The organism is Streptomyces globisporus, assembly GCF_003501885.1.
Lineage (GTDB): Bacteria > Actinomycetota > Actinomycetes > Streptomycetales > Streptomycetaceae > Streptomyces > Streptomyces globisporus_D.
Genome location: NZ_QWFA01000038.1, coordinates 1 through 16,414 on the forward strand (window position 1 = coordinate 1; position 16,414 = coordinate 16,414).

Annotated in this window: 9 protein-coding genes, 1 tRNA gene and 1 pseudogene; 4 read left to right on the top strand and 7 right to left on the bottom strand. The window is 73.8% G+C overall.

The window, feature by feature from the left end; all coding sequences use genetic code 11:
* Positions 1-40 precede the first annotated feature (40 nt).
* From D3105_RS09540 to D3105_RS09550, 3 genes and pseudogenes are all read left to right on the top strand, one after another.
* Positions 41-3,367: an FtsX-like permease family protein gene (locus D3105_RS09540; protein WP_118902094.1), complete on the top strand. Its 3,327-nt coding sequence runs from the start codon at positions 41-43 to the stop codon at positions 3,365-3,367.
* A gap of 1 nt (position 3,368) precedes the next feature.
* Positions 3,369-6,230 (top strand): ABC transporter permease, encoded by a 2,862-nt coding sequence (locus tag D3105_RS09545; RefSeq protein ID WP_118902096.1) that lies wholly within the window; start codon positions 3,369-3,371, stop codon positions 6,228-6,230.
* A pseudogene (locus D3105_RS09550) lies at positions 6,227-7,268 on the top strand (ABC transporter ATP-binding protein). Before D3105_RS09545 ends, D3105_RS09550 begins: the two are co-directional and overlap by 4 nt.
* 88 nt (positions 7,269-7,356) lie before the next feature.
* On the opposite strand, the gene D3105_RS09555 reads toward D3105_RS09550, so the two are convergent.
* The 7 genes from D3105_RS09555 to D3105_RS09585 form a co-directional block, all read right to left on the bottom strand.
* On the bottom strand, positions 7,357-8,073 hold the full coding sequence (locus D3105_RS09555) for a hypothetical protein (RefSeq protein WP_118902099.1): 717 nt from the start codon (positions 8,071-8,073) through the stop codon (positions 7,357-7,359).
* Positions 8,070-8,492: an acyl-CoA thioesterase gene (locus tag D3105_RS09560; protein WP_003969105.1), complete on the bottom strand. Its 423-nt coding sequence runs from the start codon at positions 8,490-8,492 to the stop codon at positions 8,070-8,072. Before D3105_RS09560 ends, D3105_RS09555 begins: the two co-directional genes overlap by 4 nt.
* A 5-nt stretch (positions 8,493-8,497) precedes the next feature.
* Complete coding sequence (gene ettA / locus D3105_RS09565) at positions 8,498-10,162, bottom strand: energy-dependent translational throttle protein EttA (RefSeq protein WP_118902102.1); 1,665 nt, start codon at positions 10,160-10,162, stop codon at positions 8,498-8,500.
* Between the two features lie 125 nt (positions 10,163-10,287).
* Positions 10,288-11,781, bottom strand: a complete 1,494-nt coding sequence (locus D3105_RS09570; protein ID WP_118902105.1) for a Cys-Gln thioester bond-forming surface protein — start codon at positions 11,779-11,781, stop codon at positions 10,288-10,290.
* A gap of 198 nt (positions 11,782-11,979) precedes the next feature.
* The gene (locus D3105_RS09575) at positions 11,980-12,441 is read right to left on the bottom strand and encodes a single-stranded DNA-binding protein (RefSeq protein WP_118902108.1); all 462 of its coding nucleotides are present in this window, start codon (positions 12,439-12,441) and stop codon (positions 11,980-11,982) included.
* Positions 12,442-12,543: 102 nt separating this feature from the next.
* Positions 12,544-14,385, bottom strand: a complete 1,842-nt coding sequence (locus D3105_RS09580) for a YfjP family GTPase (protein WP_118902111.1) — start codon at positions 14,383-14,385, stop codon at positions 12,544-12,546.
* Positions 14,382-16,025 (bottom strand): ATP-binding protein, encoded by a 1,644-nt coding sequence (locus tag D3105_RS09585; RefSeq protein ID WP_118902114.1) that lies wholly within the window; start codon positions 16,023-16,025, stop codon positions 14,382-14,384. Before D3105_RS09585 ends, D3105_RS09580 begins: the two co-directional genes overlap by 4 nt.
* A 306-nt stretch (positions 16,026-16,331) precedes the next feature.
* On the opposite strand from D3105_RS09585, the gene D3105_RS09590 reads away from it, so the two are divergent.
* Positions 16,332-16,404: transfer RNA gene (locus D3105_RS09590), tRNA-Arg, on the top strand.
* The last annotated feature ends 10 nt before the right edge of the window (positions 16,405-16,414 follow it).

Consider the following 16,414-nt stretch of genomic DNA (forward strand, 5'->3'; position numbering starts at 1 on the left):
CGGGCGTGGGCATGCGGTGTTTTCGGGGCTGGGGGATCAGGTGACGGGTTTCGTCCTTCTGCGGGTGCGGGCTCATCGCCTGTTGCTCTCCGCGGCCGTCCTCGCCGTCCTGCTGACCACCTCCGTCCTGGCCGCGCTCACCGCGCTCGTAGGTTCCGTGGGGGACGCGGCCCTGCGCCACACGCTCACCCACCGGTCGGCCGCGTCCGCCGCCCTCGTCGTGTCCGCGTCGGTGGACCACGAACAGCGCGCGGAGGCCGACGAGGCCGTCCGCAAGGTCTCCCTCGACGCCTTCGACGGGCTGCCCGTGACCGTGGGGAAGCTGGAGAGTTCGGGGTCGTACGCGCTGCCGCGGAGCCTCCAGGAACCGGCCGCCCGGCGCGGCGATCCGGACCTCACCCACTTCGCCGCCCTCGACCGCGACCGGGTGCGGATCACGGAGGGCAGGGCGCCCGCCGCCTCCGCGGGTACCGGGCCCGTACAGGTCGCGCTGCCCGTCGTCGCCGCCGAGGCGCTGAAGCTGAAGCCCGGCACGCGGTTCACCGTGACCGACCGGCTGCACGACGACAAGAAGCAGCGGGTCCTGGTCACCGGCGTCTACGAGGCGGCCGACCGGTCCGACCCGTACTGGCAGTTGGACCCGCTCGGCGGGCGCGGGGTGCGCAAGCTCGCCTTCACGACGTACGGCCCGCTGCTCACCGACCCCTCGGTCCTCGCCTCGGGCGCACTCGGCGGCGGGCAGACGTCCTGGTTGGCGGCCGCCGACTTCGCCACGCTGACCACCGGCTCCATGGAGGGGCTGCGGGACGCGTCGGCGGGCGCCCCGAAGGCCCTGACGGCCGCACCGGTGTTCAAGGCCGGTGTCACCGCGCGGATGTCGCTGCCGACCGTGCTCGACCAGCTCGACCGGGCGCTGCTGGTCTCCCGTTCCACGCTGATGATCGTCGCGGTGCAGCTGGTACTGCTCGCCGCGTACGCCCTGCTGCTCGTGGCCCGGCTGCTGAACAGCGAGCGGGACGGCGAACGCGAACTGCTGCGGGCCCGGGGCGGATCCCGGGGCCGGATCACCTCGTTCGCCGCGATCGAGGCGCTGCTGCTGGCCGTGCCCGCCGCCGTGGTCGCCCCGCTGCTCGCGGGGCCGCTGACCGGGCTGCTGGCCGAGCGCAGCGCCCTGTCCCGGATCGGTCTGGAGGTCGGCGCGGCCTCGACCGGGACCGTGTGGCTGGTCTCCGCGGCCGTCGCGCTGGCCTGCGCCCTGGCGGTGGTGGCCCCGTCGCTGACGGCCGGGGCGGCTGGGCGCCGGACCAGGGCCGCGTCGCTGCCGGGACCGGTGCGGGCCGGCGCGGACCTCGGGCTGCTGCTGATCGCGGCGGTGGCGTACTGGCAGCTGGACCGGCAGGCCGGCGGCGGGGCGCTCACCGGCGACCGGGCGGGCAACCTCGGCATCGACCCCCTGCTGGTCACCGCCCCCGCCCTCGCGCTGCTCGCCGGCACGGTCCTCACGCTGCGGCTGCTGCCGCCCGCCGCGAGGCTCGCGGAACGGCGTGCGGCCAAGGGCCGGGGGCTGCCCGCGGCCCTGGCCGGCTGGCAGTTCAGCCGCCGCCCGTTGCGCGGCGCGGGTCCGGTGCTGCTGCTCGTCCTGTCGGTCGCGATGGGCATGCTGGCGATCGGGCAGAGCGCCTCGTGGAACCGTTCGCAGTCCGACCAGGCCGATTTCGGCTCCGGCGCGTCGGTCCGGCTGGTGGGCGGGCACGGCAGCGGTCCGGCGTCGGCCGGGATCTACAGCGGCCTGGACGGGGTGCGGCAGGCGGCCCCCGCCCACCGGACGACGGTGGAGGCCTCCGGGGGGCGCACGGCCGAGATCCTCGCCCTGGACACCGCCCACGCGGACGAGGGGATGCTGATGCGCTCCGACCTGGCCGGCGGAAGCCCGCGCCGGGTGTTCGACACCATCGCCCCGAAGCGGGCCCCGCGCCCCGGGCTCGTCCTCCCGAAGGACAGCACCCGGGTCACGATGGACCTGCGGATCACCACGGTGTCGCCGAAGCGCTCCGAGGCAGCCTCCGACACATCGCCGCCGGTGGTCACCGTGCTCCTGGAGGACCGTTACGGCCTCCCCTACCGGTTCCTTGCCGGTCCGGTGCCCGTGGACGGCCGCCCGGTCCCGGTGTCGTTCGCGGTGTCGGCGGCGGGCGGTCTGGCCGTGACCGGCATCGAGGTGGACGACGAACCGCCCTACGGCCGGGCGGAGAAGCGCCGGGTCACGCTGAGCGACGTACGCGTGGTCCCGGGCTCCGGCTCCCCCGGAGGATCTGAAAGCTCCGCAGGCTCCGAAGGCCCGGAACGCCCGGTGCCGGTCTCCGGATCGGTGCGCTGGGACGCGTCGATGGCGCTCACCGAGACGGGTGACAGCCGGCCCGGCACGACGCCGGTGCGCAACGGGGCATCGGGCCTGCCGGACTTCACGTACGACACCGGGGTGAGCAGCGAGGACACCTGGGAGCCGACCACCAGCACCCTCCGGATCACCGCCGCCCGGCCGAAGGCCGCGCCCCTCAAGGCGGTCGCGACGGACGCCTATCTGAAGAGCGCGAACGCGAAGCTGGGCGACGAGATCGACCTCACCCTGGCCGGGAACACCGTCCGGGTGACCCTGGCGGATTCGGTGCGCCGGCTGCCGACCACCGGGGCCGCCGAGCTGTCCGGCACCGCGGACCCGGCGCAGAACGGCGGCGCGCTGCTGCTGGACCTCAAGGCCGTCACCGAGCTCCTGGCCCGGCGGACGACGGCCACCATCGAGGCGACCGAGTGGTGGCTGAGCGCCGGCCCCGGCGACGCCCCGAAGGTCGCCGCCGCCCTGCGCGCGCTGCCGGACACCGACCCGGCCCAGGTGCTGGTCCGGGCCGAGGCCGCCCGGCAACTGGTGGACGACCCGCTGGGCGCGGGGCCGCAGTCGGCGCTGCCGGCCGTCGCGGTGGTCGCCGCCGCGCTGGCGGCGGTCGGCTTCGCGGTCAGCGCATCGGGCTCCCGGCGCGAACGGGCGGCGGAGCTCAGCGTGTTGCGGGCGCTCGGCGCCCCGCGCCGCCAGCTGGCCCGGATGATCGCCGCCGAACAGGGCGTGCTGATCGCTCTCGCCCTGCTGATCGGGCTCGGCATCGGCACGGTGCTGACCCGGGCCGTCGTCCCGCTCATCGTCCTGACCGGGCAGGCGGACCGGCCCGTTCCGCCGGTGCTGGTCGAGCTGCCCGCCGGGCAGGTCGCCGCGCTGCTGGCCGGGGTCGCCGCCCTGCCGCTCGTGATCGTCGCGACGATGGCGCTGCGCCGCGGGGACCCGGCGGTCACACTGCGCCACCAGGGGGACCACTGACATGAGTGACGGCAAGCGGGCGGCGAGCGCCCCCTGGATACGGACCCGGCTGCGTACCGCACCCGGCGCCGCGGTGGCCCTCGCGGTGCTGGTGCTGGTGACGGCGTTCCTCGCCGCGGCGTTCCCGCGGGCCGTGGACGCGTACGAGACGAAGGGGCTGCGCCACGACATCCGGCTGGCCGACGCGGGGCGCAGCGCCGTGGAGGTCTCCCGGCCGCAGCCCGGACTCGAACTGCCGCGGGAGCAGCGGGACGCCGAGGCGCGGAGCCCCGAGCTGACACGGGTCGGCGGGGCGCTGCTGAAGGCGCTGCCCGCGCCGCTGCGCGCGGACCCGTCGTCCGTCGCGTACGGCATACGCACCATGAAGCCGGTCCTCGCGACCGAGCCGTGGCTGCCGAGGCCCGACACGGTGCCGCCGCAGCTCTCGTACACGGCGCAGACGGGGCTGAAGAAGCACGCCCGGCTGGTCTCGGGCGCCTGGCCGACGACGCCCGACGCGGTGACGTCCACCTCGCGTGCGGTGCAGGGCGCGGTCACCGAGGAGACGGCGGCCGCGCTGCACATGAAGGTCGGCTCGACCCTCCAACTGCCCACCGCGGTCGGGGGTCCGCTGACGGTGACCGTCACGGGCATCGTCGCCCCCCGTGACCCGCGCGGCAGCTACTGGTCCGCCGATCCGCTGGTGCGCACCCCTTCCCTGGTCCCGGACCCCGCGAGCCCCTTCCCGCAGAACTACTGGACCGGCACCGTCCTGCTGGCCGAGGACGCCGGGCCCGCGCTCCTGGACACCGCCACCGAACCGTCGCTCTTCTGGCGGTTCCCGCCCGACGCCTCCGAGCTGACCGGCCCCGACGGCTCCCGGCTGACGTCCGTCGTCGACTCGCTGGAGAGCGGCCCCGGGCTGCTGAAGGTGCGGGAGATCGCCGGGGACACCGCGGAGGTCCTCACCGGGCTCGGGCACATCGTGCAGGGCAACGCACGGATGCGCGACGCGATCAGTCCCGTGATCGCGGTCGCCGCCCTCGGCATCGGCTCCGTGGCGGCCGTCGTCCTGGTGATGACGGGCGCCCTGATCGCCGCCCGCCGCAAGGCCGAACTGGCCCTGATGCGCTCGCGTGGCGGCTCGCTGCGCGGCATCGGCGGCCGTCTGCTCGCGGAGACCGCGGTGACCGTGCTGCCCGCGAGCGCGCTCGGACTGCTTCTCGCCGTACTGGCCGTGGGCGAGGGCCGCTGGTGGCCCGCGGCGGGGGCGGCGGCGGGCGTCGGGCTTCTCGTCTGCGTCGCGCTGCCCCTGCGGACGACGCTCCAGCACATCCGGCCCACGCTGCACGGCGCCCGCGAGGACATGGTGAGCGCCCGGCCCTCGCGTCGGCGGACCGTCGCCGAACTGACCCTGCTCGTGCTGGCGGTCGGCGCGGTGACGGCGCTGCGCCGTCGCGGTACGTCCGGGGGCGGCACCGATCTGCTGGTCAGCGCGGCACCCGTGCTGGTGGCGCTGATCGCGGCGCTGGTGCTGGTGCGGCTCTATCCGCTGCCCCTGCGGCTCGCCGCGCGCCCCATGGCCCGGCTGCGCGGGGCGATCGGCTTCCTGTCGCTGGCCCGGGCCGGCCGTTCCTCGGCGGGCGGGGCGTTGCCGCTGCTGGCCCTGCTGCTGGCGCTGGCCACGGCGGCGTTCGGCGGCTCGGTGATCGCCGGGATCGGGGACGCGCGGGACGACGCGGCGCTGGCTTCCGTCGGCGCGGATGCCCGGGTCAGCGGCAAGAGCGAGCGGGCGACCCTGCCCGACGGACTGGTCCGCACGGTGCGCGACCTGGACGGAGTGCGGAGCGCGGCCCCGCTGCGGGTCGAGTTCGGCGTGACCATGCCGGAGACGGCTGCCGATGACGCCCGTGCGGACGGCAGCGGTACGGACACGGGCGCGGACACCGGTGGCGGCGACGCGGCCGGGGCGAGCGGAGCGAGGGCCATGGCCATGGTGGGCGTCGACCCGGCCTCGTACACCCGGCTGGCTCGCGCGACCGGGCTGCCGGACTTTCCGAGCGGCCTGCTGACGGCCACCGGCCCCTCGGCACCGCTGCCCGAAGGCGCGAAGTCCGGACCGGAGCGGGTGCTGCCGGTCATCGCCTCCCCGGCGGTGGCGGCCCGGCTGGGCAGGGAGCAGCACGCGGTCGACACGCTGTCCGGCGACTTCAAGGTCCAGGTGGTGGGGACCGTCGAGCGGGTGGCGTCCCTCGCCTCCACGAACTTCCTGATCGTCAACTCCGCCTCCCTGGAGGAGCGGGCGCCCACCACGCTGCTGCTCACCGGCGCCCCCGACCCGGGGGAGCTGCGCGCGGCGGCCGACGGGAACGGCGGGGAGTTCGTCGTACGGCTGCGGTCCGAGGAGCGCGCGCGGTATGTGAACACCCCGATGCAGGCGGGGGCCGGGCGGATCTATCTGGCGGCCGTGGCGGCGGGTGCCGGATACGCGCTGCTGGCCGTTCTGCTGTCGCTGCTCCAGACCGCGCCCGAGCGCAAGACGCTGCTGGCGCGGCTGCGGACGATGGGGCTCACCACCGGGCAGGGCAGGCGGCTGCTGGCCTTCGAGGCGACACCGCAGGCGCTGCTGGCGGCGGGCGGCGGCCTGCTCACCGGCTGGGCGACCATCGTCCTGCTCTCCCCCGGCATCGATCTGGTGCCGCTGGCGCTCGCGGGCGTCGCCGGGTCGGACACGAGCCCCGTCACGCTGCGCGCCGACCTCTGGTCGCTGGCGCTGCCGGCCGCCGGAGTCGTGGCGCTCGCCGCCGCGGTCGCGGGCGTTCAGGCGTGGTGGGCGAGCCGCCGCGGATCGATCACCGAACTCAGGGCAGGAGACTCCCGATGACCTCGTCCACCGAGACGGCAGGCACGGCCCGCGCGGCCGAGACGACGCTGGCAGAGCTGGAGCGGCGGGCCGTGCCTGCCGTCTCGGTGGACGAGCCCCTCCTACGGGCACGACGCGCTGATCGCCTGCGACCGGGTGGTGCGGATCTTCACCACGGACGGGGTGGAGGTGCAGGCCCTCCAGGGGCTGGATCTACTGGTCACCGAGGGGGAGTTGATGGCCCTGGTGGGGGCGTCGGGCAGCGGCAAGTCGACGCTGATGAACATCCTGGCGGGGCTGGACGTGCCGACGGCGGGCTCGGCGAAGGTCGCGGGGTGCGATCTGCTGTCGATGGGCCCGAAGGAACGGCTGCGCTACCGGCGGGACGTGGTCGGGTTCGTCTGGCAGCAGACCGCCCGCAATCTGCTGCCGTACCTCACTGCCATCCAGAACATCACCCTGCCCATGCAGTTGCGCGGCGGCGGGAGCAAGCGCGAACGGGCCGCCCGGGCCGAGTCGTTGCTCGCCATGCTCGACATCGCGGACTGCCGTGACCGGCGGCCCCAGCAGCTCTCCGGCGGGCAGCAGCAGCGGGTGGCGATCGCGGTGGCGCTGGCCAACAACCCGTCCGTGCTGCTGGCGGACGAGCCGACCGGTGAGCTGGACTCGGCCACCGGGGAGCAGGTCTTCGCCGCGTTCCGGCGCGCCAACGAGGAGTTGGGCACCTCGATCGTGATCGTCACCCATGACCAGGCGGTCGCGAACGAGGTGCGGCGTACGGTCGCGATCCGCGACGGCCGTACGTCCTCCGAGGTGCTGCGCCGTACGGAGGTGGACGCGGCGACGGGCCAGGAGTCGCAGGTGGCCCGGGAGTACGCGATGCTCGACCGGGCCGGGCGGCTCCAGTTGCCGGCGGACTACACGCAGGCGCTGGGCATGGAGCACCGGGTGCTGCTGGAGCTGGAGCAGGACCACATCGGCGTCTGGCCGGACGCGCACGGGGCGTCGCAGGACGGTCCGGCGGAGGGCGGTTCCCCGGAGGGCGCACCGGAGAAGTAGCGGCGGTCGGGCCTGCGGCCTGCGGGGCCGAGACCGGCGAGTCCGAGGATTGAGGAGTCCGGCCGGCTCAGCCGCGCCCGGCGACCCCTCAGCCGCGTCCGACGGAGAGGCTGAGCCCGCCGAGGCCGCCGGCCGGGTCGCGGCGCAGCGCGATGGAGCCGAAGGGCGTCCGCAGCCGCAGCCAGCCGCCCGTGCCACCGGCCGCGAGCAGCGAGACGGGGAAGTCGGGGTCGGGACGGAGGAAGCCGAGGGACTGGGCGGCGTGGACGGCGCGCAGGGGTAGGTCCGTGGTGCCGACCGGCCGGGACCAGATCTCGCGGCCGATCCGGTCGCGCTCGGCGCGGGTGCGCGACTCCTCCGGCAGCGCCTCGTCCCGGGTACGGAATTCGGCGACGGCCTCGTCGAGCGCGACGCGCAGCGCGTCGGGGGCGGGCAGCCCCGCCTGCTCCTGCCAGGGTCCCCGGGGCGGCAGGACGCCGGTCCAGGGCGGCCCGGTGACGGGCGCGGGCAGCGCACCGCCCCGCTCCCCCGGGCCCTCGCCGTCGCCGGAGACATCCAGGGACTCCAGCAGCTCCCCGGCCGACACCGTGACGTCGAGCGTCTCGGGGCGGGCCAGGCGGGCGGTGCGGATGGCGAGGACCTCGAAGGAGGGCGGGCGGCCGAACACGGCCAGCGCGTCGCCGCCGCCCGCCTGCAACCGGACCGCGGCGGCCCGGTCGTAGTGGAGCAGTCGGCCGAGGAAGGCGGCGAGATCCGCCGCCTCCCTCGGGTCGGCGAACAGCAGCGACTGCACGGGCACGGTCATGCCGCGGCGGGCTCCTCTGCCAGGTACTGCTGGAGGAAGAGCTTCTCCTCGGCGGAGATCCGCCGGGGCCGCTCCGCCGCCAGGTCGTACGGCACGACGACGGTCGAGGCGCGTACGTACACCTGCTCGGGGTCCTTGATCTCATAGGCGATCGTCAGGGACGCGGCGCCGATCTTCGTGACCCACGACTCGACGGTCACCGGCTCGTGCCGGTGGACCAGCGGCCGTACGTAGTCGATCTCGTGCCGGGCCACGACGGACCCGCCCGAGAACGACGGGGAACCGTCCCCGGGCGCCAGCCGGAACATGAAGTCGATGCGCGCCTCCTCCAGGTAGCGGAGGAAGACCACGTTGTTGACGTGGCCGAAGGCGTCCATGTCCGACCAGCGCAGGGGGCAGCTGTAGAGGTGACGAGCCAAGACGATCAGCCTCGCGTGAGCTTCTTGTACGTGGCACGGTGCGGGCGGGCCGCGTCCGGGCCGAGGCGGTCGATCTTGTTCTTCTCGTACGACTCGAAGTTGCCCTCGAACCAGTACCACTTGGAGTCACCCTCGTAGGCGAGGATGTGTGTGGCGACGCGGTCCAGGAACCAGCGGTCGTGGGAGATGACCACGGCCGCACCGGGGAACTCCAGCAGCGCGTTCTCGAGCGAGGACAGGGTCTCGACGTCGAGGTCGTTGGTGGGCTCGTCGAGGAGCAGCAGGTTGCCGCCCTCCTTGAGCGTCAGCGCCAGGTTGAGGCGGTTGCGCTCACCACCGGAGAGGACGCCGGCCGGCTTCTGCTGGTCCGGGCCCTTGAAGCCGAACGCGGAGACGTAGGCGCGGGACGGCATCTCGACCTGGCCGACGTTGATGTAGTCCAGCTCGTCCGAGACGACGGCCCAGAGGGTCTTCTTCGGGTCGATGTTGGCGCGGGACTGGTCGACGTAGGAGATCTTGACCGTGTCGCCGATCTTGACCGAGCCGCTGTCGGGGGTCTCCAGGCCCTGGATCATCTTGAACAGCGTGGTCTTGCCCGCGCCGTTCGGACCGATGACGCCGACGATGCCGTTACGGGGCAGCGTGAACGACAGGTCGTCGATGAGGACCTTGTCGCCGAAGGCCTTCGAGAGGTTCTCGACCTCGACGACGATGGAGCCCAGGCGCGGGCCCGGCGGGATCTGGATCTCCTCGAAGTCCAGCTTCCGCATCTTGTCGGCCTCGGCCGCCATCTCCTCGTACCGGGCGAGACGGGCCTTGGACTTGGTCTGGCGCCCCTTGGCGTTCGACCGCACCCACTCCAGCTCCTCCTTGAGGCGCTTCTGGCGCTTCTCGTCCTTGCGGCCCTCGACCTTGAGGCGGGTGGCCTTCTTGTCGAGGTAGGTGGAGTAGTTGCCCTCGTAGGGGATCGCGCGGCCGCGGTCGAGTTCGAGGATCCACTCGGCGACGTTGTTGAGGAAGTACCGGTCGTGGGTGACGGCGACGACGGCACCCGCGTACTTCGAGAGGTGCTGCTCCAGCCAGTTCACCGACTCGGCGTCCAGGTGGTTGGTGGGCTCGTCGAGGAGGAGCAGGTCCGGGGCCTCGATGAGGAGCTTGCAGAGCGCCACGCGGCGCTTCTCGCCACCGGAGAGGTTGGTGACCGGCCAGTCGCCGGGCGGGCAGCCCAGGGCGTCCATGGCCTGCTCCAGCTGGGCGTCCAGGTCCCACGCGCCTGCGTGGTCCAGGTCCTCCTGGAGCTTGCCCATCTCCTCCATCAGCGCGTCGGAGTAGTCGGTCGCCATGAGCTCGGCGACCTCGTTGAAGCGGTGGAGCTTGCCCATGATCTCGGCGGCGCCGTCCTGGACGTTCTCCAGGACGGTCTTCGACTCGTCGAGCTTCGGCTCCTGCATGAGGATGCCGACGGTGAAGCCGGGCGACAGGAACGCGTCGCCGTTGGACGGCTGCTCCAGGCCCGCCATGATCTTCAGCACCGTGGACTTACCGGCGCCGTTGGGGCCCACGACACCGATCTTCGCGCCGGGCAGGAAGTTCAGATTGACGTCATCGAGAATCACCTTGTCGCCGTGCGCTTTGCGCGTCTTGCGCATGGTGTAGATGTACTCAGCCAAGAGAAACCGTCCGGCAGCAATAGAGGTGTGGGCAGATACACCCATCTTGCCTGACACCCGCCCCCGGAAGGAAACCCGTCCACCCACCGGCACCGGAACCCCGGTCACCACTTGTGGACGGGTGTTCACTCACCGTCGGCGTGCGGCTTCTTCCGGCGGAGGGCGAAGACCGCGCCGCCGCCCACGACGAGCAGTCCGATGGCGACGGCGGCGAGCATCGGGGTGGCGCTGGAGCCGCCCGTGGCGGCGAGGTCGCCCTCAAGACCCGACGAGGCGGAGCCGGTCGTGGCCGGGAGGGACTGCTCGGCGCTGCGGGTGCCGACGTCGTTGCCCGCGCCGCCCGCCTCCTCGCTCTCCCGCTCCAGGACGCTGCCGCTGGTGGCGCAGTCCAGCACCCCGGTGAAGGTACGGCTGAACCCGGCGGGCCCGGTGATGGTGAAGTCGTACGCCTGGTCCTCGGCGACGGGCACGGTGACCGTACCGGTCTCCCCGGCGGCGACGGTGTGCTCCTCACCGGCCAGCTCGAACGTGAACGGCTCGTCGCCCCGGTTGGCGGCCGTGACGTCCACCCCGCCCTTCGCGCAGTTCTTCCGGGCGGTCACCGCCGGGGCGGCGCCGGTCTCGGCCCAGGCGGCGGTGGCCCGGGCGGAGACGGTCGACTCGCTGGAGCCGGCCAGGATCTGGGTCTGGGTGCGGCCCGTCCCGGCGAAGGCCCGGCCGACCGGCACGGAGGTGGTGGCCTGGACGGTCAGCGACGCGCTGCCGTCGGCGGTGTCCTTCGGCACGGCGAAGTAGAGCCGGTCCCCGTCGGACGCCTCGGTGACCGGTGCCCCCTTCTTGTCGGTGACCTGGACGCCGCTGGCCGCGGCGTCCACCGGGGGCGACACCGAGACCTGGCCCGCGGCGGTGCGGACGGTCACCGGACCGAGCAGCTCCCCGGTCCGGCCGGAGACGGCGGCCGGCTCCAGGGTCAGCGAGGTCCGGGGCTCCTTCTCCGGGCGCGCGTTGCGCTGGAGCCAGTCGGCGAGCTTCTCCGCCTGCTTGTCCGACGCGGTGACGTCGGCGTTGTCCGAGTAGCGCCAGATCGCGACCTGGGTCCCGGCGGCGGCGGTCCGCTCCGTCAGCGGGCCGGTACCGGCCGCCTCGGCGAGTGCGGCCAGGTCGTCGACCTGGGGGTAGGAGTGCTGGAGGATCCAGCGGATCTTGCCCGCGTTCCGGTTGGTACCGAGCGAGGTCTCGGCCCAGGGGGTCTCCAGGTACTTCGCCTGGTCCTGGGTGGGGTTGTGGAGGTCGATGCAGTAGGTCTTGAGCTTGCCGCCGCCGTCCACGGTCATCTCGAACAGTCCGGCGGGCAGTTCCTGGGTCCGGGCGGGCGCGCCGTCCTCCCCCGCGATGCGGAGCACGGCGCTGTCGAAGGTCTTCAGTCCGTCGAGCGCGGCGGCCGCGCCGCCGTGGTGCCGGCTGGTGTCGTCGGCCGCCGCCGGTCCGGCGCCGACGAGCGCGGCGGCCGCGACGAGACCGGAGACCAGCAGCGCGGCGACGGGGCGGAGGATCCCGCGACCGGGGTCCGCTCCTGCCGTGCCGGACGACGCAGCGGACGCTGAAGGCGCAGAAAACACAGAATTCCCCTCCGGGCGAGGCCCTCGCGCGTGGTGCGCGTGTGGGGAATGCCTCGCCAGCAGACCCAAGTGACCCGTGAGCACTGGGAATCCTAAAGAACGGGCGGAGGCGAGTCCCCCGAACTGCCCTTCGCCAACCATTCCGAATCGGAATCGTTATCGCGGGATGGAGCCCGAACGTGTCGCCGAACAGCCTTTTCAGGACACTGCGGCCATTGCGCCGACCTGTTCCCGTTCTTTCGGCGACTCCTCCGCGTCGCCGTCCGTGACGCGCCCCGGACGCTCCGTCAGATGGGGTTCCATTCTGGGCGCCCGGCGGAAGGCCGCGGTTCCCCGGCTCAGGTCGTGGCCGACGGCGACGGCCTCGACATCGACGAACGTCCTGCGCTGACCGGCCTGTTCCTCCTCGCGGACCTTCAACCGGCCGTGCACGACCAGGGGTTCTCCGACCGAAACGGAACCGGCGAGATTCGCGGCGAGCGTCCGCCAGGACCAGACGGTGTAGAAGCTGGTGCGGCCGTCGGCCCAGAGCTGTTTCTCGCGGTCCCAGCGGCGCGGAGTGACGGCGAAACGGAATCGCGCCATTCCTCCGGTGGCCGTCTCCCGGAAGTCCACCGCGGTCGCCGCGTTACCCACCAGGGTCACCAAGGTCTCGTTCATTTCCCGCCCCGCTTTCCTCGCACCGCGCGTACCTCGTCGTACCGCGGTGTCGTACGCACTCCATGGTGGGCGCCGGAAAGGAATCGCGTCGGGGCCTGTGGACTACCGGCCGGTTGTGGAAAACTCCGTCACCGTCACGTACCGCTCGCGCACTTCCCGGTAGCGCACCAGTTCGGCCGCGACCGGGTCCAGGACCCTGGCCCGGCCGCAGCCGGCCGCCGCCTCGCGCAGCCGCCGCTCGGCGTCCTGCCCGTACCGTCTGGCCGGTCCCCGGATGGCCGCGGCGCAGGCCCACTCGACCAGCGGGCCGCCGACGACACCGGCCAGCATGATGAGCGCGGGGACGACGAGGCCCGGCTCCAGGACGCCGATGATCTGGCCGACCAGCCACAGGCCGCCGAAGATCTGCAGGAGCGTCATCGACACCTGGACCAGCACCGCGGCCGGCCACCACTTCGGCCGGGGCGGCTTGGGCGGCCGCCCGCCGAGCTGGGGGACCGTGCTCTTCCCCGTCTCCGTCCCGCCGCGCTTGGACGTGCCGGGGGCCCCGGCCTTGACCGCCAGTTCGTCCAGCGCCTCGGGCAGCCCCTGCGCCCCGGTGAACGCGGCCTCGCGCACCGCCTGTGCCCAGGGTCCGGGCAGCCCGTCGGCGGCGTCGTCCGCGACGATCCGCACCGCCTGCTCGACCCGCTGCCGGGCCGTCAGCTCCTCCTCTGGCGGGGTGAGCGCCTGGCCCATCCGGTCCAGGCTGCCGGGCAGTCCCCGGTTCTCGTACCAGCGCCAGAGCCGCAGCCACGGCGTCCCGCAGGCCCGGCTCGCGTTGCGGCGCCACTCCCGCTCGGCGGCCTGTCCGGCGGCCGCGGCGCCGACGGCCTCGGCCAGCCGGTCGGTGAACTCCTCGCGGGCCCGCTCGCCGAGACCGGGCCGCCCCTCGGCGACGTACACCTTGCGCAGGCGGGCCGCCGCCGCGTCGACGTCGGCGGAGAGGCGGCGGGTGGCGGCGGTGCGGTCCGAGACGAACCGGCCGATCAGCTCGCGGAGTTCGGGGACCCCGTCGCCGGTGAGCGCGGACAGGGACATGACGGTGGCGCCGGGTTCGCCGTGCTCGCCGAGCGCGATGCCGTCCTCGTCGAGGAGGCGGCGGAGGTCGTCGAGGACGAGGTCGGCGGCCTCGCCGGGGAGCCGGTCGGTCTGGTTGAGGACGACGAAGGTGACCTCCGCGTGTCCGGCGAGCGGGCGCAGATAGCGTTCGTGGAGGGCGGCGTCGGCGTACTTCTCCGGGTCCACCACCCAGATCACCGCGTCGACCAGGGCCAGGACCCGGTCCACCTGGTCGCGGTGCTCGGTGGCCGCCGAGTCGTGGTCGGGCAGGTCGACCAGGACGAGCCCCTGGAGCGCCTCGTCGAACGCGGCGGGTCCCGGGTGGGGCCTGCGGCGCAGCCGCCCGGGGATGGCGAGGCGGTCCAGCAGTCCCGCCGCCCCGTCGGTCCAGCTGCACGCGATGGGCTGGGAGGTGGTGGGGCGGCGCAGCCCGGTGTCGGAGATCGGGGCCCCGGCGAGCGCGTTGAACAGGGTCGACTTCCCGCTGCCGGTGGCTCCGGCGACGGCGATGACCGTGTGCCGGGAGGAGAGCCGCTGTCTGGCCGCGGCCTCGTCCAGGACGCGTCCCGCCTCGGCGAGGGCGTCCCGGTCGAGCCGGGCGCGCGAGAGTCCGACGAGTTCGCGCAGGGCGTCGAGCCGGGCGGGCAGCGGCCCGTCGGCGGGGGCGTACGCCTCGACCTGCGGATCCGCGTCGTCCTCGGCGGGCGGGGGCGGCGCGGTCTCCTCGGCTTCGCGGGCCTCGGCCGCCGCCGCGCGCCGGGCGATGAGCCCGTCGTCCCAGCGCCCGTCCGGCTTCCCCGCGTTGTCGCCCTTGCCGTGGTCCTCGTCCGTGACGGCAGTCATCGCTGCCACCTCTCCTTCTGCAGTACGGAAAGCGCGGCGATCAGTTCGGCCTGGGGCTCGGGGGAGACGTCGAGCGCGTCGAGCGGGGCGAGGCGGCGTTCGCGTTCGCCGCCGAGGAGCTGGTCGAGGCAGCTCGTCAGCAGCTCGCCGCCCTTGTCACGGAGGCGCAGCGCACCCTGGGCGCCGATGCGTTCGGCGAGCTGCTCCCCCGCCGCACGGGCGCGCCGCCCGCCCAGCAGGGCGGCCGCGAGGAGGGCCGCGACGTTCTCGGGGGCGGGCGCCACGCTGCGGTCGAGCTGGCGCACCTCCTCCTCGGCCAGCTCCTCCAGCACCCGGCGCCACCGGCGTACGGCGACGGCGATCCGCCCTTCGACGTCCTCGGCCGGCCCCCAGCCCCCGGCTTCCCGTCCGGCGCCCTCGAACCGGAACAGGGCCCCGGCGGGTTCGCGGCGCCAGTGGGTGCGGATCTGTTCGTCGGCGGCGGAGACCGAGCACTGGAGCAGGGCCACCAGGCTGTCGACGAGGGCTTCGAGGAGTTCCTCGGGCGAGCTGTAGAGGGGGTAGCCGCGCCACCGGGTCCGCGCGTCCCCGGAGAGCACCGCACCGTTCTTCAGCCGCCGGCGGATCCGGGTGGCCTCCTTGCCGTACGCCTCGTCGACCGCCCCGGTGAGCCGTACGGAGGCGGCGTACTGGGCGGCGACGGCGGAGGCCAGGGCGGGCATCCGTACGTTGAGCGACTCGATGACGCCGGAGGCGGTGCGTCCCACCGCCTGCTGCCGGGCGGCGGGGTCCTGGGCCCGGTGGGCGAGCCAGGCGCGGAGCGGAGCGACGGCGCTGGTGGGGAGCAGTCCGCTGCCGCCGCCGGTGGACTCGGGCAGTTCGGGGATGGTGAACCGGGGTACGTCCCCGAGTCCGGACCGGGTCAACAGGGCCGCGTACTGCCGGGACACCTCGGCGATCACCTGGTGGGGCACCCGGTCGAGGACGGTGACGAGGGCGGCGTCGTACTCCTTCGCGGTGCGCAGCAGGTGCCAGGGCACGGCGTCGGCGTAGCGCGATGCGGTGGTGACCATGACCCAGACGTCGGCGGCGCAGATGAGTTCGGCGGCGAGGACGCGGTTGCGGACGACGAGCGAGTCGATGTCGGGGGCGTCCAGGAGGGCGAGCCCGCGGGGCAGGCTGACCGCGGTCTCCACCCGCAGGGCGGCCTCCCCGTCCTCTCCGCGTGCGGCGAGGTCGTCGAGCCCGTCGGGGTCGGGCGTCTGGCCCGGCGGCAGCCAGATCCGGGTGAGCTGCGGCAGCACCCGTACACCCGCGAACCAGTGGTGGTCGTCCGGGTGGCAGACCAGCACCGGGGTCCGGGTGGTGGGCCGCAGCACTCCGGCCTCGCTGACCCGGCACCCCACCAGCGAGTTGACCAGGGTGGACTTCCCGGCCCCGGTGGATCCGCCGATCACGGCGAGCAGCGGCGCCTCGGGGTCCTTGAGGCGTGGCAGGAGGTAGTCGTCGAGCTGGGCGAGGAGTTCGACCCTGGTCTGCCGGGCGCGTTCGGCCCCCGGCAGGGGCAGTGGGAGACGCACGGCGGCGACACGGTCGCGCAGGGCGGAAAGTGCGTCGATGAGCTGAGGCCGTACGTCCATGGTCACCACATGCGAAGAATGCCCAATTTTGGAGCCTTTTTGAAGCGTATAGACCCCTCTGCGCGGCGGATCCACCCTCTGGACAGAGTCAGGACAGAGGGGACGAGTGGGGCGGGGGCATAACGAGTGCACAACACCCGGCGCGCAGTGGGCGAAAAGCGCTGCGGGAATCGCACCTACCTGCGATTATCGGTTCGCTTCACTGAACCTCCACATCGTGCCACGCAGGTGAAGCAACCGGGTCCAGGGGATCGGAGCCCTATCCTTGTCCCGGCACGGCCACGGAACCACCGATCAGGACTCCCGGCCCCCGTAGCTCAGTGGATAGAGCAGGCGCCTTCTAAGCGCTTGGCCGCAGGTTCGAGTCCTGCCGGGGGCGCAAGACAGAT

What these genes read in the sequence shown, in the direction of transcription:
- D3105_RS09545 (WP_118902096.1), top strand. Translation starts at nt 3,369, where the DNA reads ATGAGTGACGGCAAGCGGGCGGCGAGCGCCCCCTGGATACGGACCCGG.
- D3105_RS09555 (WP_118902099.1), bottom strand. Translation starts at nt 8,073, where the DNA reads ATGACCGTGCCCGTGCAGTCGCTGCTGTTCGCCGACCCGAGGGAGGCG.
- D3105_RS09575 (WP_118902108.1), bottom strand. Translation starts at nt 12,441, where the DNA reads ATGAACGAGACCTTGGTGACCCTGGTGGGTAACGCGGCGACCGCGGTG.
- D3105_RS09580 (WP_118902111.1), bottom strand. Translation starts at nt 14,385, where the DNA reads ATGACTGCCGTCACGGACGAGGACCACGGCAAGGGCGACAACGCGGGG.
- D3105_RS09585 (WP_118902114.1), bottom strand. Translation starts at nt 16,025, where the DNA reads ATGGACGTACGGCCTCAGCTCATCGACGCACTTTCCGCCCTGCGCGAC.